Annotated in this window: 23 protein-coding genes and 1 pseudogene; 11 read left to right on the plus strand and 13 right to left on the minus strand. The window is 66.1% G+C overall.

Going from position 1 to position 26,630, the window contains the following annotated elements:
• The first annotated feature begins 57 nt into the window (after window positions 1-57).
• The 3 genes from EET10_RS20270 to EET10_RS20280 all read left to right on the plus strand — a co-directional run bounded on the left by EET10_RS20270 (window position 58) and on the right by EET10_RS20280 (window position 3,320).
• The gene (locus EET10_RS20270) at window positions 58-882 is read left to right on the plus strand and encodes a nucleotidyl transferase AbiEii/AbiGii toxin family protein (protein ID WP_122502432.1); all 825 of its coding nucleotides are present in this window, start codon (window positions 58-60) and stop codon (window positions 880-882) included.
• A 340-nt stretch (window positions 883-1,222) separates the two neighbouring features.
• Entirely contained in the window at window positions 1,223-1,627 is a 405-nt protein-coding gene (locus EET10_RS20275; protein WP_051490314.1) for a hypothetical protein, read from the plus strand.
• A 268-nt stretch (window positions 1,628-1,895) separates the two neighbouring features.
• Complete coding sequence (locus tag EET10_RS20280) at window positions 1,896-3,320, plus strand: DUF2254 domain-containing protein (RefSeq protein WP_036400359.1); 1,425 nt, start codon at window positions 1,896-1,898, stop codon at window positions 3,318-3,320.
• Window positions 3,321-3,330: 10 nt separating this feature from the next.
• On the opposite strand, the gene EET10_RS20285 is transcribed toward EET10_RS20280, so the two are convergent.
• From EET10_RS20285 to EET10_RS20295, 3 genes are all read right to left on the minus strand, one after another.
• On the minus strand, window positions 3,331-3,966 hold the full coding sequence (locus tag EET10_RS20285) for a hypothetical protein (protein WP_036400360.1): 636 nt from the start codon (window positions 3,964-3,966) through the stop codon (window positions 3,331-3,333).
• Between the two features lie 49 nt (window positions 3,967-4,015).
• Complete coding sequence (locus EET10_RS20290) at window positions 4,016-4,498, minus strand: Rv2253 family sensor-like surface protein (RefSeq protein ID WP_036400361.1); 483 nt, start codon at window positions 4,496-4,498, stop codon at window positions 4,016-4,018.
• Window positions 4,499-4,642: 144 nt separating this feature from the next.
• Window positions 4,643-5,128 (minus strand): NUDIX domain-containing protein, encoded by a 486-nt coding sequence (locus EET10_RS20295; protein WP_174719749.1) that lies wholly within the window; start codon window positions 5,126-5,128, stop codon window positions 4,643-4,645.
• Between the two features lie 148 nt (window positions 5,129-5,276).
• Here EET10_RS20295 and EET10_RS20300 point away from each other — a divergent pair, with 148 nt between their 5' ends.
• Window positions 5,277-6,194, plus strand: a complete 918-nt coding sequence (locus tag EET10_RS20300; protein WP_136622986.1) for a DUF2971 domain-containing protein — start codon at window positions 5,277-5,279, stop codon at window positions 6,192-6,194.
• 12 nt (window positions 6,195-6,206) lie between these two features.
• On the opposite strand, the gene EET10_RS20305 is transcribed toward EET10_RS20300, so the two are convergent.
• Window positions 6,207-6,674, minus strand: coding sequence for an SRPBCC family protein (locus tag EET10_RS20305; protein ID WP_122502433.1), 468 nt, complete (start codon window positions 6,672-6,674; stop codon window positions 6,207-6,209).
• A gap of 144 nt (window positions 6,675-6,818) precedes the next feature.
• Between EET10_RS20305 and EET10_RS20310 the strand changes: the two genes are divergently transcribed.
• On the plus strand, window positions 6,819-8,534 hold the full coding sequence (locus EET10_RS20310) for an NAD-binding protein (protein ID WP_036400370.1): 1,716 nt from the start codon (window positions 6,819-6,821) through the stop codon (window positions 8,532-8,534).
• Between the two features lies 1 nt (window position 8,535).
• On the opposite strand, the gene EET10_RS20315 is transcribed toward EET10_RS20310, so the two are convergent.
• Entirely contained in the window at window positions 8,536-9,414 is an 879-nt protein-coding gene (locus EET10_RS20315; RefSeq protein WP_036400373.1) for an LLM class flavin-dependent oxidoreductase, read from the minus strand.
• Between the two features lie 39 nt (window positions 9,415-9,453).
• Here EET10_RS20315 and EET10_RS20320 point away from each other — a divergent pair, with 39 nt between their 5' ends.
• Window positions 9,454-9,867: a VOC family protein gene (locus EET10_RS20320; RefSeq protein WP_036400375.1), complete on the plus strand. Its 414-nt coding sequence runs from the start codon at window positions 9,454-9,456 to the stop codon at window positions 9,865-9,867.
• Window positions 9,868-9,909: 42 nt separating this feature from the next.
• Window positions 9,910-10,299 carry a VOC family protein gene (locus tag EET10_RS20325; RefSeq protein ID WP_122502434.1) on the plus strand — a complete coding sequence of 130 codons (390 nt, stop codon included), beginning with the start codon at window positions 9,910-9,912 and terminating at the stop codon, window positions 10,297-10,299.
• Here EET10_RS20325 and EET10_RS20330 read toward each other — a convergent pair.
• The 6 genes and pseudogenes from EET10_RS20330 to EET10_RS31750 form a co-directional block, all read right to left on the minus strand.
• Window positions 10,296-10,781, minus strand: a complete 486-nt coding sequence (locus EET10_RS20330) for an Rrf2 family transcriptional regulator (RefSeq protein ID WP_122502435.1) — start codon at window positions 10,779-10,781, stop codon at window positions 10,296-10,298. The genes EET10_RS20325 and EET10_RS20330 overlap by 4 nt on opposite strands.
• Before the next feature lie 70 nt (window positions 10,782-10,851).
• Window positions 10,852-12,702 (minus strand): adenylyl-sulfate kinase, encoded by a 1,851-nt coding sequence (gene cysC / locus EET10_RS20335; protein WP_099187570.1) that lies wholly within the window; start codon window positions 12,700-12,702, stop codon window positions 10,852-10,854.
• Window positions 12,702-13,726, minus strand: a pseudogene (gene cysD / locus EET10_RS20340) (sulfate adenylyltransferase subunit CysD). The gene cysC and the pseudogene cysD overlap by 1 nt, the downstream one beginning before the upstream one ends.
• Before the next feature lie 150 nt (window positions 13,727-13,876).
• Complete coding sequence (locus EET10_RS20345) at window positions 13,877-14,368, minus strand: beta-class carbonic anhydrase (RefSeq protein WP_036400392.1); 492 nt, start codon at window positions 14,366-14,368, stop codon at window positions 13,877-13,879.
• A 453-nt stretch (window positions 14,369-14,821) separates the two neighbouring features.
• Window positions 14,822-16,186 (minus strand): PE family protein, encoded by a 1,365-nt coding sequence (locus tag EET10_RS31745; protein WP_063466432.1) that lies wholly within the window; start codon window positions 16,184-16,186, stop codon window positions 14,822-14,824.
• A 459-nt stretch (window positions 16,187-16,645) separates the two neighbouring features.
• Entirely contained in the window at window positions 16,646-18,172 is a 1,527-nt protein-coding gene (locus EET10_RS31750) for a PE family protein (RefSeq protein ID WP_036400395.1), read from the minus strand.
• Between the two features lie 176 nt (window positions 18,173-18,348).
• On the opposite strand from EET10_RS31750, the gene EET10_RS20360 reads away from it, so the two are divergent.
• From EET10_RS20360 to EET10_RS20375, 4 genes are read left to right on the plus strand one after another with little or no spacing between them, the layout of a single operon-like run.
• The gene (locus EET10_RS20360; RefSeq protein WP_036400397.1) at window positions 18,349-19,326 is read left to right on the plus strand and encodes an ABC transporter permease; all 978 of its coding nucleotides are present in this window, start codon (window positions 18,349-18,351) and stop codon (window positions 19,324-19,326) included.
• Entirely contained in the window at window positions 19,323-20,222 is a 900-nt protein-coding gene (locus EET10_RS20365) for an ABC transporter permease (protein WP_036400398.1), read from the plus strand. Before EET10_RS20360 ends, EET10_RS20365 begins: the two co-directional genes overlap by 4 nt.
• A complete protein-coding gene (locus EET10_RS20370) occupies window positions 20,219-22,054 on the plus strand; it encodes a dipeptide ABC transporter ATP-binding protein (RefSeq protein ID WP_036400401.1) in 1,836 nt (611 codons plus the stop codon). The genes EET10_RS20365 and EET10_RS20370 overlap by 4 nt, the downstream gene beginning before the upstream one ends.
• The gene (locus EET10_RS20375; RefSeq protein WP_122502436.1) at window positions 22,051-23,715 is read left to right on the plus strand and encodes an ABC transporter family substrate-binding protein; all 1,665 of its coding nucleotides are present in this window, start codon (window positions 22,051-22,053) and stop codon (window positions 23,713-23,715) included. Before EET10_RS20370 ends, EET10_RS20375 begins: the two co-directional genes overlap by 4 nt.
• On the opposite strand, the gene EET10_RS20380 is transcribed toward EET10_RS20375, so the two are convergent.
• Together EET10_RS20380 and EET10_RS20385 are read right to left on the minus strand one after the other, a co-directional pair.
• Window positions 23,702-24,943, minus strand: coding sequence for an alpha/beta fold hydrolase (locus EET10_RS20380; RefSeq protein WP_063466297.1), 1,242 nt, complete (start codon window positions 24,941-24,943; stop codon window positions 23,702-23,704). The two genes, EET10_RS20375 and EET10_RS20380, sit on opposite strands and share 14 nt — an antisense overlap.
• 68 nt (window positions 24,944-25,011) lie before the next feature.
• A complete protein-coding gene (locus EET10_RS20385; protein ID WP_036400745.1) occupies window positions 25,012-26,622 on the minus strand; it encodes a GMC family oxidoreductase in 1,611 nt (536 codons plus the stop codon).
• Between the last annotated feature and the right edge of the window lie 8 nt (window positions 26,623-26,630).

The raw sequence follows: 26,630 nt of genomic DNA on the forward strand, positions 1-26,630 counted from the left end.
GACGACTGAGTCGAAGCTATCGCCGGCGCGCTTGACATCCCAATCGACCGTGCTCGCATGCTGATCGGCAGCGTCATCGTCGCGCAGATGCTTCCCGACGAGGCCGTTGTGAAGGGTGGCATCGGCGTGAAATTCAGGCTCGGGGAAGTCGGCACGCGAGCAACCGCGGACATGGACGTAGCCGCCCGAAACCGCACCACCTTCCTCGACGAGTTGAACCAGCGGCTTGAAATCGGCTGGGGAACAGTGCCCGCGAGCCGGGGCGCCCTTAAGAGAAACCCGGACGCACCTCCGAGGCTCGCGTTCAGTGGAACGGCTCGACCGGCTAAACAGGCGCGGCCCGAAGGGGTGCTGGCTGAATACCTCATGGAGCCTTACGATGTGACGTTGCACTTCATGGGCAAACCATGGAAAAAGGTGCCTGTCGAAGTGGGCCATGACGAGATCGACGCGCTTGAGGACGCTGACCATCCGACCGAGATCGCCGACCAGATCGCGGCTATCGGCAGGGTCCTGGGTTTCGGGGAACTGGCGCCGGTCCCACTCATCTCACTGGAGCAGCAGATCGCTCAGAAAATTCACGCTGCGACCGAACAAGGCTCGACACGAGCGCATGACTTAGTCGACCTGCAACTGCTATGGCATGCGGGCACGGTGGGGGGACACGGGCTCGATCTGCCGAAGCTCGCCGATCGGTGCCGACGGACATTCGCCTACCGGAAAGCCCACGCGTGGCCGCCGGCCGCGGCGATGCCCAACGCTTTGGAGACGCGTTACCAGGTGGCCAAAGATGAAGTGAACCAGGCCGTCCTGCTGATCGCGACGATGTCGGAGGCATGCGCATGGCTGAACGCGCGGATCGAAGAGATCGACGCCCACTAATCCTTTCGGTCACGCGCCCGCCGCCGCCCAGCGCGACCTGTGCTGACGCCGTCACTCGGCGACCGCCGACCGACCGCCATCCCACCGGTCACCCGCCGAAGCAGCCGGGGCTGGGCCATCGCCTGACCGCAGCGCCAACCCCCGTCCAATGGGCGACATTAGATGGCGTGCCGGGTCAAAATTCCGACGCCGTCGACCAATCCCAACCAACAGGCATACATCAGCGTTCTCCTGGGCACCTCGCGGACCAACGGCCCTCGGATGATGCGGATTGGCCCGAAATCACCTTGCGGTGCATCATAATCCGGTGAGTAAGGTTGCCCTAACTACCGAACTGCCGATGTCCGCGGAGACGGCCGCCGCGCTGGCGCGCAAACCTACGACGATGACCCATGTCTTAAGCCCGATCCTGCGCTTCTATCGCCTCGAATTCCCCGAACACTTCGAGGTCGGCACCCAGGCATCGGGGCGCCTGTGGTGGTTCGGCGTAATACCCTCGTGGACCCACCACCTGACGATCAAGCAACTCGATGCCACCGAGATCTACACCAACGAACACGGCGGACCCGCACGCACCCGGAACCACCGCTTGACTTTCGAACCCATCGACGAGCACCACTGTCGTTACACCGACGAGATCGAAACGGACGACGGGCTGCGCGGGGCTCCGACGCGGTTGTTCATCAGGCTGATGTTCCGCCACCGTCACCGCCGGTGGCACCGGCTGGTAGAAAGACTGCGCTGATTCTCCCCCGCCCGGGGTCGCAGCAGCACCCAACGACGTTTGGGGGCCAAGACATTCGAGTCAGGTCCGCACGCGATGCGGAGATGTCTTGACCGAACTCGCCGACCGCAACGTGCGCGCCGAAAACGGGCGATTCCAGCACACTATGACCATCCGGAAGTCGATCACCAACAGACCGAGCGATGGTGGCGGTGACCGCCGGCCTGCATCCGGCAAAGCGGTAGGCAAACTCTCGTTACACCGTCTGCCGGCGGTGCATGCTTAATCGGTGACCGCAAAGAGCCTGCTCAGCCGCCGCAGCGTCATCCGGGATTACCTGCAGGGCGCGGTCTGGGTGCTCCCGACGCTCGGCATTGTGTTCGGTCTCGCGGCTGGAGCTGCTTTGTCGCTGATACCGGTGAAATCCGACTCGCTGATCGACAAGGTGATGTTTCAGGGCACCGCCGGCGACGCTCGCGGGGTGCTGATCGTGGTGTCGGCCACGATGATCACCACCATCGGGATCGTCTTCTCGCTGACGGTTCTGTCCCTGCAAATCGCTTCCAGCCAATTCTCGGTCCGGTTACTGCGGACCTTCCTGCGCGATGTGTCCAACCAGGTGGTGTTGGCGATTTTCGCCTGCACCTTCGCCTACAGCACCGGCGGGCTCCACACGGTCGGAGAGCATGCCAGCGGGGGCGCGTTTGTACCGAAGGTTGCGGTCAGCGGTTCCCTCGCGCTGGCGTTCGTCAGCTTCGCCGCGCTGATCTATTTCCTGCACCACCTCATGCACTCGATCCAGATCGACACGATCATGGAGAAGGTGCGACTGCGCACACTCGGGCTGATCGACGAGATGTATCCGGATCCGGATACGCCGGATCGGCAACTGGAAACGCCACCTAAGCCGCCGGCGGGGGCGGCGCCGCTGTTGGCCCCGCAGTCGGGCTATATACAAACCGTCGACATCGACGAGATCGCCGAATCAGCAGCCGCCTGCGGGCACACCGTGGAACTGGTTGCCTTTGTCGGCGATTACATCACCGCCGGGGGTTTGCTCGGCTGGTGCTGGTGCCGGAGCACCAAGCCGGGCCCACCGGCATCGGACTTTACGCAACACTGTTTGCGTTTTGTGCACATCGGGTTCGAGCGCACGCTGCAGCAGGACGTCCGGTTCGGACTGCGGCAGCTGGTAGATATCGCGCTGCGGGCGCTATCGCCCGCGGTCAACGACCCCTACACGGCAATACAAGTCGTGCACCATCTTTCGGCCGTCGAATCGGTACTGGCATCACGCGCGCTTCCCAATGACGTACGCCGCGACGGCAGCGGGGATCTCCTTGTCTGGCTGCCGTACCCCGGCTTTGCCGCCTACCTGCACGTCGGATGTGCACAAATACGCCGCTACGGTTCGCGGGAACCGCTGGTGCTGGCGGCGCTGCTGCAGTTGTTGAGTGCCGTCGCCCAAAACTGCGTCGACCCGTCGCGCCGCGCGGCAGTGCACACCCAGATCGCCCTGGTGGTCCGTACCGCCCGCCGCGAGCTCGCGGAGGAATCGGACCAGGCCATGGTTGTCAGTGCTGCTGCCCGGGCGACCGAGGTCGCCGAGAAACCCGGAACCTTGGCGCCGCCGTCCTCGGTGTTCGGCCAGGTAGCTGCGGCGCAGGCGGCGGCATCGACAATCAGGGCCGCCGACAAAGGCGGGGCGGTTTAACAGACCTCGACTACGCCGGGGTCGCCGAAACCGGCGTCCACCTATCCCACAGGTCGCCGAAGTTGAGCGTGACCAGCGACGACGGGTCGACGTTGACGATTTCGCGGAAATGGTCTTGCCAGCCCCACCAGACACTGATGTAGAAGACGTGGTCAAACCAGCTGAGCTGGTAATCGGACGGGATGGACTCGCCCTTGTTCTCCGGCGCAAACACGGCCACGGCCAGCATTCCCAGGATCGCGAATTTGGTCAGCTGAATTTTGCCGTCGTTCGCGGTACGCAGTACCGCACCGGAGTTCACGTACGGCGTTACCTCGAAGCCAACCGGGCCTTCGTCGATGTGACCGTGCAACCACCGGTGAATCCCGAAGAGGACGTCGGCAATGTCGGGGCGCTTGTCCGGCAGATCGGATCGCACCGCCACCGGAAAACGGCTTTCTTCCAGGTTGACACCGGGCGTCGCCATCACACCGAAAATGTCGAGCGAATCCCGGATGACTTTCCTGAAGCGCGTGCCGACTCCCAAAGCCGGATAGCGTTTTCGGGCGGTGCCGTCGACGGCGTTACATGCGTGCAGCATGGCCACGTCCCACAGTTTGCGATCCCACTGTTGCAGCGACTGCGCAACCGACTCGCCCACGGTCATGCGATCAGGCTATCGGCCAGTACCTCGGTCGTGTCGCAACCGGCCCGTTCTATTGAGGTCGAGCGGGAAACGCCGCCACCGGCATGTCGACGCTGCCGCGGCACGGGCCGCTGGCAATGTCGGTATGCCAGGTGCCGCGCAGCGAGCCGTCGGCCTGAGGTGCATAGAACGCCCATGACCGCGCGGGCGCCCATACTTTGGCGACCCCTTCTCCCAGGTAGCAGTCCCATTGAAAGTCGAAGTGCTCCACCCACCTTGTTCCATCCCAGGCGTAGTGAGAAGGCCGGGGCAACGTCGGGTTCTTCGGCGTAGGTCCGTTGGTGGCAGTGGCAACGCACTGGGCAGCCGAACACATCGTCGTGAAGACGTAGTCCGCGCTGAACGTGGGTTCGGCCTGGCCGGCAGCCATGCTGGTGCCGGACTTGTCGGCGGCGTAGCGCACCAGCGAGTATTTCCCGTTCCACGATGGCGTCGCCGCGTGCACCGCAACCGCAGGGTTGCCGACCACCGCGATCACGGCGGCAGCGAGCATCCCAGCGACACGGGCTTCCCACCTGGAAATCGGACGCATCGAGTTGATGGTGCGGGTTCGACGACGCAATCAGGTCTCGGCGCGGACACGATCGCGTTCGGCTGCAGAAGCGTCGGAACTGTGAGCAACACAGGGCAATCCGCGTCATAGGCCGAGTATGAGAAACAGCCCATATGCGGCGATCGACTGCGAATCGACGATCACTCCGGAGCGGATCATCTCCTCGACATCGTCACGCGGGAACCACGCACTGCGCATGTCCTGCTCCTCGTGCTCAGGATCGGAATCACCCTCGGTGATGTCGGTGGCCAGATACACCCACCCACGCTGACTTGTCATTCCGGGGGCGGTGTCGAGCCGGCCGAGCAACTCAAACGACGCAGCGCACAATCCGGTCTCCTCGCGCAGCTCGCGCGCGGCCAGCTCGGCGGGCTCCAGATCGACCAAATCGGGCGCGGTGCCCTGCGGAAACTCCCAGCGTCGGGCGCCGACGGGATACCGAAATTGCTCGACGAGCCGGAATCGTCGCCGGTCATACGGCATCACGAGCGCGTAGGTCGGCTTGTCGACCACGCCGTAAATCCCGGAGCTGCCATCGGGGCGGCGGATGTCGTCTTCGCGGAGCACCATCCAGCGATTGCGATAGATCTCGCGGGACGCGACGGGTTCGATGAAAGGCACCCGGCCAGTATCGCGACCGTCGCGCTGAGAGCGCCGCAGGCGGTCGCTTGCGCAGGTTTCGCTGAGCCCGTCGCCACCACGTGCTTCACTGGGCGACGTGTCCGATGACGCCGCTGCGGGCCACTCAGCAGAACACGTAACCGATCGGCCGGTGCACGAGCGCGACGGCAGCGTTTACCACTACACAGACATCAAGGGCCTCAAGGGAATTCTCGACTCCGGACAAATCTGGGGAACTCATGTCGCATACCTGAACGACTCCCAGGAGTTCTCCTACGGAGTGGAGGCGATATGCGCCATGATCGCGAAATACGGGGAGGACGTTAAGTCATCCGCACACGCGGAACCCGAATTGCGATCGTCTGCGATTCTGAGCGTCTGCAGGAATGTGCTGCGCGCCCAAGAGCTCATCGCCGACGACTTCGGACCGTTTGTGGCCTGCTTTTCCATGTTCGGAGACGACCTGTCCCAGTGGCGCGGCTACGCCAACGGCGGGTACGCGATCGAGTTCGACAGCCGAATACTGAAAGATTCCGTCAAGCAGACGACCCTGCCCACCGAACTTCCGATCAGTGAATCCACGCCGGTGCCCGAGTTGCAACCGGTGGAATATCTACCGGAGCGGCAGTCGGCGCGGGTGGCTCGGCTGGTCGACGACCATATCGACGAGTTGATCCACGCCGTGGGCGACGACCCTGGCGCCGGTATTCATCCGGGTCAGCAGCGCCTGGTCCGGCGAATAATTCCGTTAGCGGCTTCGATGAAGCACAAGAAGTTCGTCGGCGAAGCCGAACAGCGGCTGATCTCGCACACGTCGGAGACCTTCTATTCCACGTCGCGCATCGGCCTGATCCCGCGGGTGCGGTTTGAATTCGACCGAAGCGCGGTCAAAGGAGTGCTCGTGGGGCCCAGCGAACACTGCGACGCCAAAACCCTGTCACTGTGCCGCTACCTGCGGCGTTGGTACCCAAGGGCCGAGGTGATTCGGTCAAACGTGCCATACCGGGACATTTGACACATCCGCGATTCACGCCGCTGTTTCGGCGGCCTTCTTGATACGCCGCAACGTTTCCTGAATGCCGCGGTCCATTTGCCGCCCCCGCGGAATAGCCGCTTCGGCCAACCTGGTGACCACCGAACACCAGAGAAACTCGAAAGATTCGGTGAGCAGTGTTCCCGACGGCGTGGGCTCCATGCTGTAGGTCCAGCGGGTTTCTTCACGTCCGGCACCGTCGTTGACGGTGGTAAAGCTGAATTCGCGGCCCCGCTCGGCCGTGCCCACCACGGCGGTCCTTTCCCAGCGCATCAGACCCAGCCGGTTGTAGCCGCGGAACCGCGCGCCCGGGGCCGCGGTGGAAACCCCGTCGAGCCACTCGCACCGATAGCACTCCGGGCTCCACTCTCCCATCCGGGTGACGTCGGCAATGAGGTCGTACACCGGATCGGGAGGTGCGGAAATGTCGATACTTTCGCGACCGCGCCGGGCTGTGGGCATGGCCCGAGTATCCCACCCGACTGCCCGCCGAGTTACGACACATGTTCGGCCGGCAAACCGTTACGGTGCCAGATAGGCGTAGATAGCGACGGCAGCCAGCGGAGGGGTTGAGATGCCAGACGACCCGGTGCCACGGCGGTATCGGTGAGAACGCGCCGGCACATCATCGTCAGCGGTGACGACGCGCTGGCGAACACGATTGTCGAGGAGCTGAACAGCGCCGGCGTCCGCATTGTCAAGCTTGCCGCCGACGAGCTCAAAGATGCCGAACTCTCGCAGGCGATCGCCGTCATCTGCGCCGGCGACGACGACGCGCGAAACCTCGAAATCGCGCTGCTGGCAAGGAAAGCCGACCCGCACGTGCGGGTGGTGGCGAGGCTGGCCAACGACGTCCTGCGCGAAGCGATGACTGCCGCCAACGAGCCCGGCGCGATCCTCGACGTCGCCGACCTGGCGGCGCCTTCGGTCGTCGAGGCCTGTTTGGCGCGCACCGCTCACCCGTTCGAGGTGGCCGGCATGAAGTTCGTCGTCTGGCGGGCCGAGGCACCCCGGGAGGCGACCCTGCGGGAAATCTACGGCGACCTTGCGCCGGTGGCCGTCGTCCGCGGCAAGGACTCCCCCAACCCCGGCGAGCTGGTGGCCTGTCCGGGCCGCGATCTGCGCGTCCACGCCGGCGACCAGACCGCGATGATCGGCACCGCTGACGAGCTGGCCGTCCGCGGCATCAAGGTCCCCCGGCCCACGGCGACGCGTTTCCGCCTGCTGTGGCTTCGCCAGCTGTCCGACGCGGTACGCGCTTTCCGTAACGACGTGAACCCGATGTTCTATCGGGCTTTGGCCGCGATGGCGGTACTGCTCGTCGGATCGACGATTTTGCTGCGCTTTGCCTACCTGCGCCCGCCGGGAATGACGTGGCTGGATGCGCTGTACTTCAGCACCGAGACGATCGCGACCGTGGGCTACGGCGACTTCAGCTTCGCCCACCAGCCCACGTGGCTGCGGGTGTTCAGCATCTCGCTGATGTTCGCCGGCGTGACCCTCACCGCGATTCTGGTCGCTTTCCTCGCCGACCTGCTGCTGTCGCGCCGCTTCACTCGTTCGGCCGGGCGGATGCGGGTACGCCACCTACGCAACCACGTGATCGTCGTCGGGCTCGGCTCGTTCGGCATCCGGGTGGTCAGGGACCTGACCGCCGCCGGCTACGACGTCGCGGTCATCGAACTCGACGAAAACAGCCGATACCTGTCATCGGCGGCCGAGCTGGAGGTGCCGGTCATCTTTGGTGATGCGACGTTGCCACAGACACTGGAGTCGGCCTGCGTCGCTCACGCGCGCGCGGTGGCGGTGCTCACCCAGGACGACATGGTCAACGTCGAGACCGGGATCGTGCTGCGGGAAATGTTGGGTGGCCTCAAGGCCAAGGGACGCGGCGTTCCGCTGGTGCTGCGGGTCTACGACCGCACCCTGGGCAGCGCGGTGGCCCAGCGGTTCGGCTTCGAAAGTGTGCGCTCGACCGTGGAGTTGGCGGCACCGTGGTTCATCGGCGCCGCGATGGGCCTTCAGGTGCTGGGCACCTTTTCGGTGGGGCAAAGCTCCTTCATGGTGGGCGGAATGCAGGTGGGCGCCGGCAGCGAACTCGACGGGCTGCCCATGTACGAGTTGTCGACCGACACCCGGGTCATCGCGATCACCAGGGCCGACGAGCCGGTCACGCTGCATCCGCGCCGGGAGGCACGGCTGCGGGCCGGCGACACCGTCTACCTTGTCGGCCCCTACCGCGAGCTGCTGGCGACGCTGCGTAAAGGCCAGCCCGTGCAGCAACGCGCCGTCGGCGGCTTGCCCGAAGCGGCGACCGGCTGATCTACAGCGCGGCTACCACGTCGGCGGCGCGACGAAGCTGCTCCGGGTCAGCACTGGTCGGGATCAGCTGAACCTCGTCGGTGCCGATCTCCTCGAACTTTCGCAGCACCGCCAGCAGTTCCTCTTCGCTGCCGGCCCAGCCGGTCATCGGCGCCATGGCATCGACGAATTCGGCCGGGATCCAGTTCATGTAGCGCCGCAGGTGACGATGCACCTGCGCGCGGGCTTGATCCGGCGATCCGAAGGCGAACCAGAACGACGTCCCCAGGTGTGGTTTGGGCTTGCCTGCTTCGGCCCAGGCGCTGCGAGCAACGTCGTAGAGCTCGTTCTGCCGCCCGACGTCGAGGTCGAGGGTTGTTCCCGCGAGTCCGTCGGCCCACCCGGCGGCGTTGCGGAGGGTCTTTGGCCCAATCGTCCCGACGAGCAGCGGCGGACCGCCGGCCTGCACCGGTGGCGGGCCGATCGGTCGCTGCGACTCGGTGATCTTCTCGCCGGCCCAGACCCGCCTCATGACCGCCACATGCTCGGCCATACCGCGCATCGTCTGCGTCGAGGGGTCGGCGCCGACGGCATGGTAGTCCTCCTGCCGGCCACCGATCCCGACTCCCACCGTCAACCGCCCACCACTCAGGACGTCGCCGGTGGCCAGCGCCTTCGCCAGCATCACCGGGTGGTGCAATTGGGGCACGATCACCGTCGTCACCAACCGGACCCGGTCGGTCCACGCCGCCAGCGCACCCAGCAGCGTCAGGCTGTCGGGGTTGTCGAACGCGATGCGCTCGCCCCAGCACAGCGACGAGAACGGTCCGTCGTCTATTGCGCGCGCCCACTTCTTGAGCACCGCCGCGTCGAGGTCGGGCTCCATCACGGGCATGGTCATGGCTATCTGCACGAAGGCGATTCTGGCAGCATGAGCTAGATGGGGTTCGCCAGCACGTCGATTGCGCATGTCAGGCTCACGGTCACCGATATCGAGCGATCGCGGCGGTTCTACGAGAGCGTGTTCGGCTGGCCGGTGCTGATCGAAGTTCCCGACAATGCCGACGATGCAACGCGCCGGCAGTTGGGCTTTCTGTTCGGCGGCGTGATCTACGACCTCGGCGGCGCGCTGCTGGGTCTGCGGCCGGTGGCCAACGACCGCTTCGACGAGGATCGCACCGGCCTGGACCACATCGCGTTCCGAGTCGGCAGCCGGGCCGAATTAGACTCTGCGGCTACACATCTCGATGATCTCGGGATCCGGCACGAGCCGATCAAAGACATCGGGCCGGCATACATTCTCGAGTTCCGCGACCCCGACAACATTGCATTGGAACTCACCGCGCCCAAGTAGCGGGTGCGGCGTCGCGCCGCAAACAAGGGGAGAGCCAGAAAGATGGGCATCAGCTTCAACCACACCATTGTCGCGTCGCACGACAAGCGAGAGTCCGCGGAGTTCCTCACCGACCTGTTCGGCTTGCCCGAGCCGGTACCGTTCGGCCGCTTCCTGGTCGTCGCACTCGACCACGGCGCGTCGCTTGATTACGCCGATGTCCCGGCCGACGAGGAAATCCGTCCACAGCATTACGCCTTCCTGGTCTCCGACGAGGAATTCGACGCCATCTACGGCAGGATCGCGTCCCGCGGAGTGGCGCACTGGGCCGACCCCGGGGCCACCAGACCCGGCGAGATCAACCACCACGACGGCGGGAGCGGAGTGTACTTCCGAGACCCGACCGGCCATTTCATGGAGATCCTCACCCGGCCGTACGGTTCGGGTGGCTAATCCCCGCTGCGGGTTGACCCGTGGCGTTTGCTCTCCTGCGCCCGATAGTCGTCGGCGAGTCGTATGACGTGCTCGGGCAGGGCGCCCGCGGCGACATGGGCCAACGTGGTTTCTTCCAGCACCGATCGCATACTGGCCCGCAGCGCCCGCCACACATCGGTCAGCGCTGCGGTGGGCCCGGAGTAAGGCAGGTCGCCGAGCCCGATATCACGCACGCTGGCCAGCGGCCCGTCGATGCAGCGCAGCACATCGGCAATGCTGATCTCGCTGCCCGGGCGCGCCAGCTCATAACCGCCCTCGCGACCGCGATGGCTGCGCACCAGGCGGTCGGTGCGCAAGTTGGTCAGGATGTCGACGAGAAATTGCGGGGGTATGCCCTGAGCCTGAGCCAAATCGTCGGTCTTGACCAGGATGCCGGTGGGAGCCGTGGCGAGCTGGACCATCGCCCGCACCGCGTACTCAGCCTTGGCCGACATCCGCATGCTTCAGGATTGTGCCACCCACCCTGAGCGACGATGCGCAACGCGAAGCGGTGCGCTGTGGATCCGCCTCTCAGGCCCGGGCCTCCAGTAGGTCGATAAGCAGCTGCGCCTGCTCGTCAAGGCAGCAGTCGGGGGTAAGCCGCAGGTCGGGATTCTTCGGCCGCTGATACGGACTGTCGATCCCGGTGAAGTGGGTGATCTCCCCCGCGCGCGCTTTGGCGTACAGGCCCTTGGGATCGCGCCGCTCACAGTCTTCGAGCGGCGTGTCGCAGAACACCTCGACAAAGTCGAACCCGGCGTCGTCGTGCACTTTCCGGGCCAACGCGCGGTGCTCAGCCAGTGGACTGATCGCCGGAACCAGTACGACATGGCCGCAGTCGGCGAGCAATACCGCCACATGCGCCAGCCGCCGCAGGTTTTCGGCGCGATCGGCCATACTGAATCCCAGATCCGCGTTCAACCCGTGCCGCAGGTTGTCGCCGTCGAGAACGTAAGCGGGAACACCGCTTTCGAGCAGCTTCTGCTCCACCCGGGTGGCCACCGACGACTTGCCCGCGCCGGACAACCCGGTGAACCATACGGTGCGTCCCCGCGGCCGGTCGTTGGCTGTCACCAGCGACTTGTGCCGCACGGTGTTGGGGCTGGGCGTGTGGGCCGAGACCTCGCGCAACACCATGCCCGCCGCGACGGTTCCGTTGGTGTCCGGATCGATGAGGATGAACGATCCGGTGGCGGCGTTGCGGGTGTATTCGTCGAGCAGCAGCGGCATCTGGGTGCGCAGCGAGATCCGGCCAAGCTCGTTGAGCTTCAACGCGGTTGCCGTCTTGTCGCGGTGCAGGGTGTTGACGTCGAGCCGGTAGTCGAGCCCGGTAACGCGGGCACGAGTGGTTCGGGTGGTGTGCTTGATGATGTAGTCCCGGCCCGGCTCCAGCACCGACGAATCCGCCATCCAGCACACCGTCGCGTCGAAACTTTGCGCGACCCTCGGCTGGTTGTGGGTGCGAGCGATCATGTCACCGCGGGAGATGTCGATGTCGTCGGCAATGCTGACCGAGACCGCCATCGGCGGAAACGCTTCCGGCACTGGACCGTTGGGGCCTTCGATGGCGGTGATCCGGGTTGACTTACCAATCGGCAACACGACCACCTCGTCACCGGGACGCATTACCCCACTGGCCACGGTGCCCGCATAGCTGCGGTGGTCTTGATGCCGAAGCGTATGCGGCCGGATGACGTACTGAACCGGGAATCGCACGTCGACCAGATTTCGGTCACCGGCGATGTAGACCTCTTCCAGATGGGTCAGCAACGCCGGTCCCTCGTACCACGGTGTCTGGTCGGATTTGGTCACCACATTGTCGCCGTTCAGCGCGGAGATGGGGATCGTGGCCACGTCTTGCACATCCAAGCGGGCGGCGAAGGCGTGGAACTCGTCCCGAATCGCCTCGAACTTGTCCTTGTCCCAACCGATCAGGTCCATCTTGTTGACCGCGAGCACGATGTGCTGAATGCCCAGCAGCGAGGCCAGGAAGGCGTGCCGGCGGGACTGCTCCAGCAGCCCGTGACGTGCATCGACCAGCACGATCACCAGTTGGGCGGTCGACGCGCCCGTCACCATGTTGCGCGTGTACTGGATGTGGCCGGGAGTGTCGGCAATGATGAATTTCCGCTTGGGCGTGGCGAAGTAGCGGTAGGCGACATCGATGGTGATGCCCTGCTCGCGCTCTGCCCGCAGCCCGTCGGTGACCAGAGCCAGGTCGGTGTAGTCGTGGCCGCGTTCCCGCGACGTCTGTTCCACCGACGCCCACTGGTCTTCCATGACCGCCTTGGAGTCGTAGAGCAGCCGCCCGATCAACGTCGACTTGCCGTCGTCGACGGATCCGGCGGTCGCGATGCGCAACAGCGTGGTGGATGCAGTCATCAGAAGTACCCCTGCCGTTTGCGGTCTTCCATCCCAGCCTCCGAGATCCGGTCGTCAGCCCTGGTCGCCCCGCGTTCGGTCAGCCGGGACACCGCCGTCTCGGCGATGACTTCGGCCACCGTCGCGGCATCTGATTCCACACACCCGGTGCAGGTGACGTCACCGACGGTGCGGAACCGCACCGTGGCCTCGAATACCGGCTCGTCGGCGCGCGGCTGCAGGTAGCGATGCACGGCCAGCAGCATTCCGTCGCGCTCAAATACCTTGCGCCGGTGGGCGAAGTAGATCGACGGCAAGGTGATGTTCTCCTCGCCGATGTAGGACCAGATGTCGAATTCCGTCCAGTTCGACAAAGGGAAGACCCGGATGTGCTCGCCCTTGTGGTGCCGTCCGTTGTAGATGTTCCACAGCTCGGGCCGCTGGGCTTTGGGGTCCCACTGGCCGAATTCGTCGCGGAAGCTGAAGACCCGTTCCTTGGCGCGCGCCTTCTCCTCGTCGCGTCGGGCTCCCCCGAACGCGGCGTCGAACTTGTTCTCCCGGATGGCCCGCAGCAGCGTCACCGTCTGTAGCGGATTACGCGACGGCGGGGTTTCGACGACCCGCCCGGCGTCGATGTCGTCCTGCACCGATGCCACCACCAACCGCACCCCGGACTCGGCGACGAGCTCGTCGCGGGTCGCGATCACCTCGTCGAAGTTGTGGCCGGTGTCGACATGCATCACGGGGAACGGCGGCCGTCCCGGCCGAAACGCCTTGAGCGCCAGATGCAGCATGACGATCGAGTCCTTGCCGCCGGAGAACAACAGCACCGGCCGTTCGAACTCCGCAGCCACCTCCCGAATGATGTGGATCGCCTCGGCCTCCAGTAAGCGGAGATGGCTCAACTCATACTGCCCCGCCGCGGGGCCGGCCTTGACGCCGCTGGTCATGGCTTACCTGTCATAGTCCGAGCCTCATACTTGCCTGTCATAGTCCGAGCCTCATACTTGATAAAGTTGGTTGAATTGACCAGGTTTACGGTCATTGTCAACCATAGAACCAGCCGCTGCGGCCGCTGTCAACGACAGGACCGCTGGCAAGTTCCTAGCGATTGCCTGACCGAGGCGTGAGTTGTCAATGGGTCGGCTGCGAGGGTCGCGATTCGTGATCCGCCGAGGCAGGCGGGACGGCGGCGCTACGGCGTCACTTCGTTGAGCCTGCCGGTGGCGACGTCGAAGACGAACCCGCGCAGGGAGACGTGTTTGGTGACGAAGGGGCTGGTTTCGATGCGGCGCAGCGACTGCCGGACATCCTCCACGTCATCTTGGAATGATTCAGCCGCCCAGTGCGGTTTGACGCCCGTCTCATCCTGAATGGCGCGTTTGAAGTCGTCGTCGGTGAAGGTGAGCATCCCGCAGTCGGTGTGGTGGATCAGCATGATCTCCTGAGTCCCCAGCAGCCGCTGGCTGATAGCCAGCGAGCGGATCACATCGTCGGTGACCACCCCGCCCGCGTTGCGGATGACGTGGGCCTCGCCCTCGTTGATGCCCAGCACACGGTAGACGTCGATCCGGGCGTCCATGCAGGCGACAATCGCGATGTGTTTGCTGGGCGGCAGCGGAAGCGGACCCTGGAAAGTGCTTGCGTACTCGGTGTTGTGAGCTAGGTATTCGTCGGTGACCGTCACGCCAGGCTCCTCGGGGATCGGTGTCTTACTGCGCAGAACGATGCGGCCCGAGGATCGTAACAATCGGCTGCCCGGATTTCGTCCGTCTTGATCAGTGGGATCGAAAAGGACATGCCCGCTTGCGCGAGTTCTGCTCGTCATATAGCTGCCGCAGCACCGCCGGCGGGCCTCCACCGGGGGCTGTTTCGCTTGAAAGTGGATGCTTGTCTGCGTTACCACTTTTGCCCGCCCCCAGTCAGACGCTGGATGGGACTGCCATTGCCCGCTGGGCAGAAGCTGCGCGAACGGCCCTATCCTCTGCCCCCGACGGCGTCCCCATTGGCACTGCCTACCGCTCTCCGAACACTGGCACACCCCCGTGCCGCGCACCCGAGATGACCGCTAGGGAAAGACCGGCCCCTGCGGCTTCGCTGTTCGCGTGGCCCTCGGTATTCCCTACAGGCGGTCCCGGGCTCAGAACAGCTTCCTAGTGACGCCGTCGTCGCCCGGCAGCCCGGGTAAGCCGAACTGACTCCCCCCAGGACCTCCGGCACCGCCGGTGCCGGGTTCACCCGTAACTGTCGAGAACAAGAAAACGGCGTCACCACCGGGACCACCTTCACCACCTTCACCGCCACGGTGTTGCAGAAGGGTGGTGTTTCCACCAAAGCCATAAGGGATCCCGCCTGACCCCCCGGCGCCGCCTGCGCCGCCGTCGCCCGCATTTCCGTTGGAGAGGCCTGCCGACAATGAGGTCCCGCTATTGCCACCGTGCCCTCCGGCGCCACCAGAACCACCCGGACCGACGAACCGGGTACTTCCGCCGGACCCGCCGGGACCGCCATCACCACCGTCGCCGCCACCAGCCTGGCCGGCGCTCCCCGCACCGCCAGGCCCACCAGCACCACCCTGGCCGCCGCCGCCAATCAGCCCGCCAGTGCCGCCATGACCCCCGGCACCGCCATGGCCACCGTTGTACACGCTAAATCCCAAGGGGAATTCGTTGCCGCGTCCACCACCACCACCTGGCCCGCCGGCACCGCCATTGCCATAAAGGAACGCATGGCCGCCGTCACCGCCGCGCCCGCCATTAGGACCGTTACCAACATATTGAGCGAGCGCGGGTGGTGCGGGTCCGCCCGCCCCGCCAGGTCCTCCGTTTCCGATCCACCCAGCGTTGCCGCCGCGACCACCATCCGCGAGCAAGCCGCCCGAACCGCCCGCACCGCCGTCGCCTAACCCCCAGGCATTGCCGCCATGCCCGCCGACTCCCCCGATCGTTGGCGCGAACAAGGGAGCCTTTGTAGCCGGAGCGGCCCCGCCGGATCCGCCGCGGCCACCGTTGCCGATGAACCCCGCGTCGCCGCCGCGGCCGCCGGCCTGGCCGGGAGCACCCGGTGCGCCGTCGCCGCCGTTGCCGATGAGCCACCCGCCGTGGCCGCCATTCTGACCGGGCGCTATCCCATCGGCGCCGTCGCCGATCAATGGGCGCCCGGTCAGCGCCTGCATGGGCCCGTTGACGGCATTGGTCACTTGTTGCCCTGCCGCAGCGAGCGCATTGGCCGCGTCGGTGCTCGCGTAGCCGTTCACCGCAGCCTGCAGGTTGCGCACGAACTGATCATGAAATGCTGCCATTTGCTCGCTGATCGCCTGATACTGCTGGCCAAACGACCCGAACAACGCCGCGAGGGCCACCGACACCTCATCGGTGCCTGCTGCCGCGATCGTCGTCGTCGGGAAAGCGGCGAGCACATTCGCCTGGCTAATCGTCGAGCCGATGCGCCCCAATTCCGTTGCGGCGGCGTCGACGTACTCAGGCACTGCGATCACGAACGACATCTGCGTCCTCCTAAGCCCAACCGGACGTCATTCGTGCCCGGATCTGGGCAAAGTCTGTCGAGGGGCCCTGAGATGAACGTTTATAAGTTATGAAATGCGCTGGTCATATCCGCTCAGGTGGCGAATGGAAGCGTGGTTAAGGGGCCTCATCAATCCCCGCGGCCGCGATCGACGTCCTCGGGAAGGCAGCCGGCCGCATTCGCCTAGCTGATCGCCGAGCCAATAGGCGCCGACTCCGCTGCCGCGGCATCGACGAACTCGGGCACCGCAGAGACGAACGAGATCAACGTCCTTCATGCATGGGAGTGCATAGGAGTGCATGGGCCAAACCGGGCCGGCGGCATAGCCACACCCTGCGCAGCTCATGTCGTGGGGGACTTCTGGCACATCGAGAGCGGCGCATGCGCCAGGCGGTCATGTGCCGGTGCCTGACATGTGGCTTTCGGTACCCGTCAGTAGCTAACCTGCCGGGGCACCGCCGGTCCCGCCCTCCCCGCCCGCGTAGACTCCACCGCCGCCACCATTGCCGAGGATCCCACCAGGGCCGTTACCGAGTTCGCCGACTCCGCCGACTTCACCGGGTTGTACTATAGTCGCCAGTTGCAACTGCCCTGTAGCGAACGTTGCCACAAAATGGGTGACGGCATCGATACCCGGCAGGCCGGGCACGCCGTAGAGATTGCCACCGCTGCCGCCCTTGCCGCCGGTGCCGCCAGTGCCCGGTATCCCCGCGCCTTGTCCCGCGCTACCGCCGGGGCCACCGTCTCCCCCGTAACCGCCACGGTGCTGCAGCAGCTGCTGCACGAAGTTGTCTGGCGGGCCATAGGGGAAGGAGATCCCGCCCGAGCCGCCCGCACCGCCGTCGCCGCCGTCGCCGCCGCTGCCGTTGGCCAAGGCCGCGTTAAGACTGGACCCGCCTTGACCACCGGGGCCGCCTGCACCGCCGGATGCACCGGGACCGATCAGGCGGGTCGAACCGCCGATCCCGCCGTCGCCACCCCTACCGCCGGCACCACCGCCACCGTTGCTCGTGGTACCCGCACCGCCGGGCCCGCCGGCGCCGCCGGGGCCGCCACCACCGATGAACCCGCCGGTGCCGCCGTTACCGCCAGAGCCGCCGGGCCCACCACCGAATAGAAAATTGCTGTTGAAGTCGGCGATGCCGGGACTGCCGGCGCCGCCTGGCCCGCCGGCCCCACCGAATCCGTAAAGGAAGGCATCGCCGCCGTCACCGCCACGCCCGCCGGGGATGCCAGGACCGATGCCCAAATTCTCCGGCAGCGGCGAACCCCCGCCCGCCCCACCCGGTCCGCCGTTGCCGGCAAAGAACCCAGCATCACCCCCACGACCACCATCAGCCAGCATTCCGCCCGCCCCGCCGGCGCCGCCGTTACCGAATCCCCAGGCGTTACCTCCCCGGCCACCGAACCCGCCCTGCAATCCGTCGATCACGCGGAAATCGGCGCCCCTGCCGCCCTTTCCGCCGCTGCCGATGAAACCGGCGTCGCCGCCTCGACCGCCGGCCTGACCCGGTGCCGTGCCGTCGGCGCCGTCGCCGCCGTTGCCGATCAACCATCCGCCGTCGCCACCGTCCTGGCCGGGGGCTATTCCGTCGGCGCCGTCGCCGATCAGCGGGCGCCCGGTCAGCAGCCTGGCGGGACCGTTGACCACGTCGAGGACGTGTTGCTCTGCTGCGGCAAGGGCACTGGCCGCATCGGTGCTCGCATACGCGGTCACATTGGCTTGCAGGTTGCGCACGAACTGGTCATGAAACACCGCCACCTGCCCGCTGATCGCCTGGTACTGCTGAGCGTGCGCCCCGAACAACGCCGCGATGGCAGCCGAGACCTCGTCGGCGCCCGCGGCGGGGATTGCCGTAGTCGGAAAGGCGGCGAGCGCATTGGCATAGCTGATCGTCGAACCGATATTCGCTAGCTCCGTCGCTGCGGCGCTGACGAAGTCGGGTACTGCGGTCACGAACGACATCCGCGTCCTCCATGCGTCGTCAAACAGGCCTAGGCCGGCCCGAGTCCGCGAAAAGCCTGTCCGAGCGGCCTTCGGCGAATGTTCAGAAGTCATGAAATGCGCAGGTCGGCTCGAACAGGTGCGCCATCTGTCACCGAGTCTCGCTACCCTGTCCCAATGCGGCACGGTGGCGGGGCATGACACGCTTTCTGGCGCGCCGGTTGCTCAACTACCTCGTGTTGCTGGCGTTGGCGTCCTTCTTGACGTACTGCCTGACTTCACTTGCGTTCTCGCCGCTGGAGAGCCTGCTGCAGCGCAGCCCGCGGCCGCCGCAAGCGGTGATCGACGCCAAAGCCGCCCAACTGGGATTGAACCGGCCCATCCCGATCCGCTACGCCAACTGGGTTTCCCATGCCGCTCGCGGCGACTTCGGGGTCACCATCACCGGCCAGCCCGTCGGCGCCGAGCTGGGGCGGCGCATCGGAACCAGCCTGCGGCTGCTGATCATCGGGTCGGTGGTCGGCACGATAGTCGGGGTGGCGATCGGCGCGTGGGGCGCCATCCGTCAATACCGGCTCAGTGACCGCGTCATCACCATGCTGGCGTTGCTGGTGCTGAGCACACCGACGTTCGTCGTAGCCAACCTGCTGATCCTGGGCGCCCTGCGGGTCAACTGGGCGCTGGGTCTGCAACTGTTCGACTACACCGGCGAGACCGCACCCGGCGTGGCGGCCGGGACGTGGGAAGCCTTCGCTGACCGGCTGAAGCATCTGGTCCTGCCGTCGCTCACGCTGGCGCTCGGAGCTGCCGCCGGCTACAGCCGCTATCAACGCAACGCGATGCTCGACGTCCTCGGCCAGGATTTCATTCGCACCGCCCGCGCCAAGGGGCTGACGAGGCGGCGCGCGCTGATCAAACACGGGCTGCGGACCGCGCTGATACCGATGGCCACCCTGTTCGCCTACGGGGTGGCCGGACTGGTCACCGGAGCGGTTTTCGTCGAGAAAATCTTCGGCTGGCACGGCATGGGCGAATGGATGGTCCGCGGTATTTCAACCCAGGACACCAACATCGTCGCGGCGATCACGGTGTTTTCCGGCGCCGTGGTCCTGCTGGCCGGCCTGCTCTCCGATGTCATCTACGCGGCGCTGGACCCGAGAGTGCGAGTGGCATGACCGCCGTAGCCCAGCCAGAGGTCGCGGATTTCACGTCGCGGCGCACCCTGGTGCTGCGACGGTTCCTGCGCAACCGGTCCGCGGTGATCTCCCTCGTGGTGCTGGTGCTGCTGTTCGTCGGCTGCTACACGCTGCCCACGCTGCTGCCCTATTCCTACGAGGACCTTGATTTCGACGCCCTCCTGCAACCGCCCGATACGCGGCACTGGCTGGGCACCAATGCGCTGGGCCAGGACCTGTTGGCGCAGATATTGCGGGGCATGCAGAAGTCGATGCTGATCGGTGTGTGTGTCGCCGTGATCTCGACCGGCATCGCCGCCACCGTCGGCGCGATCTCGGGGTACTTCGGCGGCTGGCGGGACCGGGCACTCATGTGGGTGGTCGACCTGCTGCTGGTGGTGCCCAGCTTCATCCTGATCGCCATCGTCACTCCGCGAACCAAGAATTCGGCGAACATCATGTTTCTGGTGTTGCTGTTGGCCGGTTTCGGCTGGATGGTCAGCTCCCGCATGGTGCGCGGCATGACGATGAGCTTGCGGGAGCGCGAATTCATCCGTGCGGCACGGTTTATGGGGGTTTCCAGCCGCAGGATCATCACCGGTCACGTGATCCCGAATGTGGCGTCGATCCTGATCATCGACGCGGCCCTCAATGTCGCATCCGCCATCTTGGCCGAAACCGGTTTGAGCTTCCTCGGTTTCGGCATCCAGCCACCCGATGTGTCGCTGGGAACGCTGATCGCCGACGGTACCCAGTCCGCGACGACGTACCCGTGGGTGTTTTTGTTTCCGGCCGGGGTGCTGGTGCTGATCCTGGTGTGCGCCAACCTGACCGGTGATGGCCTGCGCGACGCCCTGGATCCCGGCAGCAGAACACTGCGCCGTGGTGAGAGATGACCCCGCTGCTCGAGGTGACCGACTTGGCTGTCACCTTCCCGACCGACGGCGATCCGCTGACCGCGGTGCGCGGCATCAGCTACCGCGTCGACCCGGGCGAAGTGGTGGCCATGGTCGGCGAATCGGGGTCGGGTAAGTCCGCGGCGGCCATGGCCGTGGTGGGCCTGCTACCCGAGTACGCCGAGGTAGGCGGCTCGGTGCGGCTGCAGGGCACCGAACTGCTGGGGCTTGGCGACGACGGGATGTCACGGTTTCGCGGCAAGGTGATCGGCACGGTGTTCCAGGATCCGATGTCCGCCCTGACTCCCGTCTACACCGTCGGCGACCAGATCGCCGAAGCGATCCGGGTCCATCAGCCCCGGGTCGGCAAGCAGGAAGCCCGCCGACGCGCCGTGGAACTGCTTGAGCTGGTGGGCATCTCGCAAGCCGAGCGGCGAGCCCGCGCGTTCCCGCACGAACTTTCCGGCGGCGAGCGGCAACGTGTGGTGATCGCGATCGCGATTGCCAACGATCCGGATCTGCTGATCTGCGACGAGCCGACCACCGCACTCGACGTCACGGTGCAGGCGCAGATCCTCGACGTGCTCAGGACGGCTCGCGACGTCACCGGCGCCGGGGTATTGATCATCACCCACGACCTCGGGGTGGTCGCCGAGTTCGCCGACCGGGCGCTGGTGATGTACGCCGGCCGGGTCGTCGAGGCCGCCGGGGTCGATGACCTGTACCGCGATCGCCAGATGCCTTACACCGTGGGGCTGTTGGGATCGGTGCCCAGACTGGACGCCGCGCAGGGCACCCGGCTGGTACCCATTCCCGGTGCGCCCCCATCGCTGGCCGGTCTGGAGCCCGGTTGCCCGTTCGCGCCCCGCTGCCCGCTGGTGATCGACGAATGCCGCAGCGCCGAGCCCGAATTGATCGAGGTCGGTGTAGACCAACGGGCTGCCTGCATCCGCACCGACCAGGTCAACGGTCGCAGCGCCGCCGACATCTACGGCGTCAACACCGAGCGTGCCGCGCCGGATCTCGGTGACACACCGGTCGTCGTGCGGGTGAGCGGTCTGGTCAAGACCTACCGGCTGACCAAGGGCCTGCTGTTTCGCCGGTCGATCGGTGAGGTTCGCGCCGTGGACGGGGTCAGTTTCGAGCTGCAGCAGGGCCGCACATTGGGGATCGTCGGTGAATCAGGCTCGGGCAAGTCGACCACCCTGCATCAGATACTGGAATTGGTTGTGCCGCAATCGGGATCGATCGAAGTGCTGGGTACCGATGTCGCCACCCTGACGCCGTCGAGCCGGCGCTCGCTGCGCCGCGATATCCAGGTCGTCTTCCAAGACCCGGTGGCCTCGCTGGATCCGCGGCTTCCCGTCTCTGATCTGCTGGCCGAACCGTTGCAGGCCAACGGCTTCAGCAAGACTGACACGCACGCCCGGGTGGCCGAGCTGCTCGACATCGTCGGGCTGCGCCGCTCCGATGCCAGCCGCTATCCCGCCGAGTTCTCCGGCGGGCAGAAGCAGCGCATCGGTATCGCCAGGGCGCTGGCGTTGCAGCCCAAGATCCTGGCGCTCGACGAACCGGTATCCGCCCTCGACGTGTCGATCCAGGCCGGGATCGTCAACCTGCTGCTGGACCTGCAAGAGCAATTCCGGCTCTCGTATCTGTTTGTGTCCCATGACCTTTCGGTGGTCAAACACCTCGCCCACGATGTGGTCGTCATGTATGCCGGCGCCATCGTCGAGCAGGGCGACAGCCGGGAGGTTCTCGCCAATCCACAACACGAGTACACGCGGCGGCTGCTTGGAGCGGTGCCGCAACCGAATCCCAGGCAATCATGACCAACCGGACCCGCCTCATCCTTGCGCTGCTGATCGCCGCCCTGATAGTCGCCGGCTGCTCGGCCGCGCCCGTGACACCATCGGGCGCACCGAACGGCGCCGTCGGCACGACCAGCGATATCAACCCGCAGAGTCCCGCCGCCCTGCGCGACGGCGGCAACCTGCGGCTGGCGCTCAGCGACTTCCCGCCCAACTTCAACATCTTGCACATCGACGGCAATTCGGCCGAAGTCTCGGCGATGCTGAAGGCCACCTTGCCGCGCGCGTTCGTCATCGGGCCCGACGGCTCGACCACAGTCGACACCAACTACTTCACCAGCGTCGAACTCACCCAGACCGAGCCGCAGGTCATCACCTACACCATCAATCCCAAGGCGTTCTGGTCCGACGGCACGCCGATCACCTGGCGCGACATCGCCAGCCAAATCCACGCGACCAGCGGCGCCGACAAGAACTTCGCGATCGCGTCACTCAACGGCGCCGACCGCGTCGCCTCGGTGACCCGGGGCGTCGACGACCGCCAGGCCGTGGTGACCTTCGCCAAGCATTACGCGGAGTGGCGCGGAATGTTCGCCGGCAACGGGATGCTGCTGCCCAGCAGCATGACCGCCACACCCGAGGCATTCAACACAGGCCAGCTCAACGCGCCCGGCCCGTCGGCCGGCCCGTTCATCGTGAGCTCGCTGGACCGGAGTACACAGCGAATCGTCTTGACCCGCAACCCCAAATGGTGGGGCCAGCGGCCGCGGCTGGACAGCATCACCTACCTGGTGCTGGATGACGCCGCACGGTTGCCGGCGCTGCAGAACGCGACGATCGACGCGACCGGGATCGGCTCCCTCGATCAGCTCACCATCGCCGAGCGCACCAAGGGCATCTCGATCCGGCGCGCGCCGGCGCCGAGCTGGAGTCACTTCACCCTCAACGGCGCGCCCGGAGCGATACTGGCCGACCCGGCGCTGCGACTGGCGGTCTGCAAGGGCATCGACCGTCGGACCATCGCAAAAGTGGCCCTTTACGGACTCACCAGTGATCCGACCCCACTGAGCAACCACATCTTTGTCGCCGGACAGGAGGGCTATCAAGACAACAGCACTCCCTATGACCCGGAGCAGGCCAAGCGGGACCTCGACGCGCTGGGCTGGAAGCTCAACGGCAAGTTCCGGGAGAAGAACGGCCACCAGCTGATGGTGCGCCTGCTGTTCTACGACGCGCAGAGCACCCGGCAGTTCGGGCAGGTCGCGCAGCACAGCCTGGCTCAGATCGGAGTGAAACTCGAGCTCCAATCCCGTTCCGGCAGCGGCTTTTTCAGCAACTACATCAACGTAGGAGCCTTCGATATCGCGTTGTTCGGGTGGGTCGGCGACGCGTTTCCGCTGTCGTCGCTCACCCAGATCTACACCTCGGACGGGGAAAGCAATTTCGGCAAAATCGGCAGCCCCGAGATCGACGCCGCTATCGAGCGCACGCTGCAGGAACTGGACCCAGTCAAGGCCCGTGAGCTGGCCAACGAGGTCGACAGACTGGTGTGGGCGGAAGGTTTCAGCCTGCCGCTGACCCAATCGCCCGGAACCATCGCGGTGCGCAGCACGCTGGCCAACTTCGGCGCCACCGGCCTGGCCGACCTCGATTACACCGCGATCGGATTCATGCGGGACTGACCTGGCGCCGCACCGGTAGGACGGCCGCCTCCGCGGCGGCGGCCATGTCGATGGCCTTCCACAGCAGCCGCACCGGGGCCCGTGCCGGCATATCGTCGAGCAGCGGCGCCTGGCCGGTGAGCCGGTGGTGTTCACCGCGGCATACCGCTGCGGCGATGGCCAGGGCGGCGGGCTCCCGAAAGTCCAGGGCGCTGTGCGCCATGGTCGGTAACTCCACGAGCACAGCGTCGGGCACCAGCGACGCCACGCGTTCGGCTACCGTCGGCGGCGTGATGAGGTCACGGCCGCCGGAAACCACTACCGTCGGCCAGCCGAATTTCGGCATCTCGGCCACCAAGTCATACGGCTCGGACTCGAAGGCGGCTGTTGCTTTCAGGGTTTCCCGCATCGCCACGGCGGGGTCGAGGGGCAGGCCGTCGGGCTCGGCGGCGTAGTCGAGTTCGCGGAATGCGATGCGGCTGACCAGATCGTTCTCGTAGCGGTAGGGCACCTTCCGATTGACCGCGCTGGTGACCCGGCACAGCCCGCGCCACAGCATCGTCCGGCCGTCGAGCAGTAGGTCCAGTTGTCGGCCGAGAAGCTTGGCGCCTCCGTAACCGTAAATTGCCGCCGCGACCTGTGCCGCCGAGGGGGTCATCACGCCGGAGTCGACCAGCCGGCGAACCTTGGGCGCCAGAGCGGCCGTCTCCGGACTGTCGCCCTTGAGCAGCAGCCTGCGGATAGCGTCGCGCGCCAGCGCTATGTCGTGGCGCGACAGCACCGGGGAGTCAAGGATCATCGCCTCCACTCGGCCGGGATGACGCACCCCCAAGCCGGCCGCGATATAGGTGCCGTACGACGTGCCGTAGACCACGGCCGAGTCCACGTGCGCGTCGTCGAGCACCGCGGCCACGTCGTCGACGACCTGGTCGATGGTCAGCGCCTCGGGCGGCAGGTCGGCGCCGGAGTCGTCGTGGCGGGACATGCCGACGCCACGGTGCTCGATCATGATCACGTCCAGACCGGCCGCGGCGGCACGCCGGCGCAGCCCCTGGTACAACCGCATCGACGCCACTCCCGGCCCACCCGGGATGATGACCAGCGGGTGCGCCGATTTGCGACCGGTGCGCACGTAGTACAGGTCGAACTCGTCGTCACTGCCGGGTGACACCGGCCGGCGTACCGGCCGCACCCCGGGCAGTTTCGCCAACTTGTCGTGTACCCGGCGCCGTTTGGCATTCATCGTCATCGGTTTTGCCCCGCCATGCGTACCATTCTGCCGACAACCTTCGAGGTCGGCAGTTCAGCGGTGTGGCCTCAGCTGCGCAGGAGGTCGGCGGCCTTTTCGCCGATCAGCACCGACGGCGCATGGGTGTGTCCCCTGATGGTGCTCGGCATCACCGATGCGTCGGCGACGCGGAGCCGGTCGACGCCGCGGACCCGCAGCTGCGGATCGACCACACTGTTGTCGTCGGTGCCCATCCGGCACGTGCCCAGCGGATGGTAGAGGGTGTGCGAGCACGTTTCCAGGGCCGCCTCGAGGGTTGCCTCGTTCAGCTCGGTGCAATTGCGCGGCCGAGCGATGGGACCCAGCACACCTTTGAGCGACGGCGCTGCGGCGATCCGGGCACACAGCCGCAGGCCGGCCATCATCGCGGCCCGGTCGATACCTTGGCGATCCGAGAGGTAGCGCGGGTCGATGACCGGTTTGGCATGCGGGTCGGCCGAGCGCAGCGTCAGCTGGCCGCGGCTTTCCGGCGCGACCAGGATCGGCCCGAGCACCACTCCGTGACCCGGCGGCTGGACGAGCAGACCCTCGTCGTAAAAGGGCGCCGGGGCAAAAATCAGCTCCAGATCGGGCAACTCGACATCTGGTCGGCTGCGGACGAAGCCGTATGCCTCGCCGACGTTGGACGTGAGCATGCCGCGGCGCCGCAACAGATAGTCCAGCACCTGGCGTGGCTTCTCGGCCGCGGCCAGGCTGTCGCCGGCGACGTCGAAACCCATCGGTGTGACCAGGTGATCCAGCAGGTTCTGGCCTACCTCCGGCGCGTGGTAGACGGTTTGGATGCCGTGCTCGGCGAGCTGGTCGCGGTCGCCGATGCCGGAGAGCATCAGCAGTTGCGGGCTGTTGACGGCGCCGCCGCACAGCACGGTCTCACGGCGGGCGTGGATAACACCGGCTTGGCCACCACGCTGGTATTCCACGCCGACCGCCCGGTTCCCGTCGATGACGATTCGGGTCGCGGTGGCCTCGGTGAGCAGCCGCAGGTTCTTGCGGCGCAGCGCGGGCTTGAGGTAGGCGTCGGCGGTGCTGTATCGCGCACCTCGACGCTGGGTGACAATGGTCTCGCAAAACCCTTCCGGATCAGGAGAATTGGGCTGCGCACCCGCAAAGCCGCACTCACGTGTCGCGGCCAGGAAGGCCGCGGTCGACGGCCGGGGGCTGCGCTGACGGGAGATGTGCAATGGACCGGTCACCCCGCTGTCGTCTCCGCTGACGAAGTGCCAGGCCGCGGTGACGTTTTCGATCCGACGGAAATACCCGAGCACCTCGGTGTACGACCACTGCGGGCCGGCACGCCGCGCCCACTCGTCGTAGTCCGCTTTGAACCCGCGCACCCACATCATCGCGTTCATCGATGACGACCCGCCGAGCACTTTGCCTCGGGGCCAATAGATTTCACGACCGGCGAGCTCCGGCTGCGGTTCGGTCAGGTAGTCCCAGTCGATCTCGCTGCGGAACAACTTGGAAAACGCCGCCGGAATTCCGATGAAGCGGTTCTTGTCGCGAGGGCCGGCTTCCAGCGCCACTACCGAGGTGGCCGGATCGGCGCTGAGCCGATTGGCCACGACCGCCCCGGCCGAGCCGGTGCCCACCACCACGTAGTCGCACTGAATCTCCGTCGCCGGTGAACCGCGGGACAGCCGCCGAT

The sequence above is a fragment of the Mycobacterium pseudokansasii genome (genome assembly GCF_900566075.1).
Classification (GTDB): domain Bacteria; phylum Actinomycetota; class Actinomycetes; order Mycobacteriales; family Mycobacteriaceae; genus Mycobacterium; species Mycobacterium pseudokansasii.